Consider the following 3,568-nt stretch of genomic DNA (forward strand, 5'->3'; position numbering starts at 1 on the left):
CCCCCCCCCCCCCCTGGCCGAGCGCCCCCCCCCCCCCGCGGGCCCCGCCGGGCCGCACTGACGGCGCCGCCCGGCTTCCGGTCCGCCGCGGCTTCGGCCCCGGCCGCGGCGTCCGCCGCGGCGCCGGCGTCGAGCGCCGCGCGCAGGTCCGCCCACAGGTCGTCCGGGTGCTCCAGCCCCACCGACATCCGCAGCAGCCGCTCGCCGATCCCGCCCGAGCGGCGGTCGGCCGGGTCGACGACACGGTGGCTGATCGAACCCGGGTGCTGGATGAGGGTGTCGACGCTGCCGAGGCTCACCGCCGGGGTGACCAGACGCACGGCGGCGACGACCGCGTGGGGGTCGCCGCGCACCTCGAAGGCGACCATCGCGCCGCCGAGCCGCGGGTAGCGCACCCGGGTCACCGCCGGGTGGCCGGCGAGGCGGCGGGCCAGCTCCGCGGCGGTCCGCGACTGGGCCCGTACCCGCACCGGCAGGGTGGCGAGGCCGCGCAGCAGCAGATAGCCGGCGAGCGGGTGCAGCACGCCGCCGGTGGCGAACCGGACCCGGCGCAGCGCGCCGGCCAGCTCCTCGTCGCAGGCGACGACGCCGCCCATCACGTCGCCGTGGCCGCCGAGGTACTTGGTGGCGCTGTGCAGCACGAGCCGCGCGCCGTGCTCGGTGGGGCGCTGCAGGACGGGGGTGGCGAAGGTGTTGTCGACCAGCAGCGGGACCGAGCCGCAAGAGTACGCGACGGCCCGGAGGTCCGTCTCGGCGAGCGTCGGGTTGGCGGGGGTCTCGACGAGGACCAGGCCGGTGTCGGGGCGCAGGGCGTCGGCGACGCCCGCCGGGTCGGTCCAGGTCACCTCGGTGCCGAGCAGCCCGCTGTCGAGCAGGTGGTCGCTGCACCCGTAGAGCGGCCGGACGGCGACGACGTGCCGCAGGCCGAGGCTGGCGCGTACCAGCAGGCAGGCGCTGAGCGCGGCCATCCCGCTGGCGAAGGCGACGGCGGACTCGGTGCCTTCGAGCCGGGCGAGGGCCTGTTCGAAGCGGCTGACGGTGGGGTTGCCGAGCCGGCCGTAGACCTGCGGCCCTTCGAGCGGGGCGCCGGTGGCGGCGAACTCGTCGATCCGGGCGGCCTCGCCCCTGCTGTCGGGGGACGGGTAGGTCGTGGACAGGTCGAGCGGGGCGGCGTGCAGGCCGAGGGGCGCGAGGTCTTCGCGCCCGGCGTGCACGGCCTCGGTGGCGAGTGAACGCGACGGGGTCTCCATGCCCCGATGCTGAACTCTGTACGGGCCAGGAGGGCTGATCCCCGTGCTACGTTCGGCGGATGCCCGATTCGCCTGCTCTGGATCCGGTGGACCTGGAGATTCTGCGGGTGCTGCAGAACGACGCCCGGACCACCAACCGCGACCTGGCCGCCGCCGTGGGCGTCGCGCCCTCCACCTGCCTGGACCGCGTGGCCCGGCTGCGCCGCACCGGGGTGATCACCGGGTACCGGCTCGCCCTCGACCCGGCGCGGCTCGACCGCGGTCTGGAGGCGCTGCTGTCGGTGCAGGTGCGCCCGCACCGCCGCGACCTCATCGGCCCCTTCGTCGAACGGGTCCGCTCGCTGCCCGAGTCCCGCGCGCTGTTCCACCTCAGCGGCCCCGACGACTACCTGGTGCACGTCGCCGTCCGCGACGCCGCCGGCCTGCAGCGCCTCGTCCTGGACGAGTTCACCTCCCGCCGGGAGGTCGCCCGGGTGGAGACGCGGCTGGTCTTCCAGCACTGGGAGTGCGGGCCGCTGCTGCCGCCGCAGGCATGACGCCGTTTTGGTGATGACGTCGCCCGCCCCCGTATACGAGGATGGCCCGCATGCCCGACTCCACGAACCAGCGACTGCCCCGGCAGGTGGCGGACGCCTACGTCGACGACCTGATCGACCTCGACCCCGTCAGCGGCACCATGCTCGGCGTGCCGGAGAGTTCCCGTACCCTCCCCGACTTCTCCCCCGACGGCCAGCGGGCCGTAGCCGAGCTGGGCCGCGCCACCCTTGCGGCCCTCGACGAGGCCGAGCGGCAGCCCGGCGCGGACAGCGACGCGGAGCGGCGCTGCGCGCGGCTGCTGCGGGAGCGGCTGACCGCCGAACTCGCCGTCCACGACGCCGACGAGGGCCTGCGGGCCGTCAGCAACATCCACTCCCCCGTGCACCTGACGCGCGAGTGCTTCACGCTGATGCCGACGGCCGGCGAGGACGACTGGGCGGACATCGCCGCCCGGCTGCGCGCGGTCCCGGCGGCGCTCGACGGCTACCGGCAGTCGCTGGCCGCGGGCCTGGGCAAGGGGCTGCTCGGCGGGCCGCGACCGACCGGGACGTTCGTCGGGCAGCTCACCGAGTGGGCGGGCGACGGGCGCGGCTGGTTCGGCGAGCTGACGGCCGCCGGACCCGAGTCGCTGCGCGGCGAGCTGGACGCGGCGGCGGGCGAGGCCACCGCCGCGGTGGGCGCGCTGCGCGACTGGATGCGCGACGTGTACGCGCCGGCCGTGGCGAACGCCCCCGACGTCGTCGGCCGCGAGCGGTACGCCCGCTGGTCGCGCTTCTTCAACGGTGCCGACCTCGACCTGGACGAGGCGTACGCCTACGGCTGGTCGGAGTACCACCGGCTGCTCGGCGAGATGAGGACCGAGGCCGCGAAGATCCTGCCCGGCGCCGCCACCCCCTGGGAGGCGCTGGCGCACCTGGACGAGCACGGCACCCACATCGAGGGCGAGGACGCCGTCCGCGACTGGCTGCAGGGCATCATGGACAAGGCCGTCGAGGCGCTGGACGGCACGCACTTCGAGCTGGCCGAGCCGGTGCGCCGGGTGGAGTCCCGTATCGCGCCGCCCGGCGGCGCCGCCGCGCCGTACTACACACCGCCCTCCGAGGACTTCTCCCGCCCCGGGCGGACCTGGCTGCCGACGATGGGCAAGACCCGCTTCCCGGTCTACGACCTGGTCTCCACCTGGTACCACGAGGGCGTGCCCGGCCACCACCTGCAGCTGGCGCAGTGGGTGTACGTCAAGGACCGGCTCTCCCGCTACCAGTCGACCATCGGCTGGGTGAGCTCCAACTGCGAGGGCTGGGCGCTGTACGCGGAGCGGCTCATGGACGAGCTGGGCTTCCTCACCGACGCCGAGCAGCGGCTCGGCTACCTGGACGCGCAGATGATGCGCGCCGCGCGGGTCATCGTGGACATCGGCATGCACCTCCGGCTGCCGATTCCCGACCACTCGCCCTTCCACCCGGGCGAGCAGTGGACACCGGCGCTGGCACAGGAGTTCTTCGGCATGCACAGCGGCCGGCCGGCGGAGTTCGTGGAGAGCGAGCTGACCCGCTACCTGTCGATGCCGGGGCAGGCCATCGGCTACAAGATCGGCGAACGCGCCTGGCTGCGCGGCCGCGACGCGGCGCGCAAGGCGCACGGCGCGGACTTCGACGCCAAGGCGTGGCACATGGCCGCGCTGTCGCAGGGCTCGCTGGGGCTGGACGACCTGGAGGCCGAACTGTCCGCGCTCTGACGCGCGTACGGCGCACGGCCCCGCCGGGCCGTGCGCGCGTGCGGGC

Annotated in this window: 3 protein-coding genes; 2 read left to right on the forward strand and 1 reads right to left on the reverse strand. The window is 75.4% G+C overall.

The annotated features are described in order from the left end of the window. The coding region (locus ABD317_RS34705; RefSeq protein ID WP_344295527.1) for a trans-sulfuration enzyme family protein at positions 1-1,250 on the reverse strand (1,250 nt) is incomplete at its 3' end. A gap of 59 nt (positions 1,251-1,309) precedes the next feature. Between ABD317_RS34705 and ABD317_RS34710 the strand changes: the two genes are divergently transcribed. Continuing rightward, the gene (locus ABD317_RS34710; protein WP_027757587.1) at positions 1,310-1,786 is read left to right on the forward strand and encodes a winged helix-turn-helix transcriptional regulator; all 477 of its coding nucleotides are present in this window, start codon (positions 1,310-1,312) and stop codon (positions 1,784-1,786) included. Between the two features lie 50 nt (positions 1,787-1,836). After that, the gene (locus ABD317_RS34715) at positions 1,837-3,522 is read left to right on the forward strand and encodes a DUF885 domain-containing protein (RefSeq protein WP_344295532.1); all 1,686 of its coding nucleotides are present in this window, start codon (positions 1,837-1,839) and stop codon (positions 3,520-3,522) included. Positions 3,523-3,568: the final 46 nt, after the last annotated feature.

Origin of the sequence: Streptomyces synnematoformans (assembly GCF_039531005.1) — a bacterium.
GTDB classification, from domain to species: Bacteria; Actinomycetota; Actinomycetes; order Streptomycetales; family Streptomycetaceae; genus Streptomyces; species Streptomyces synnematoformans.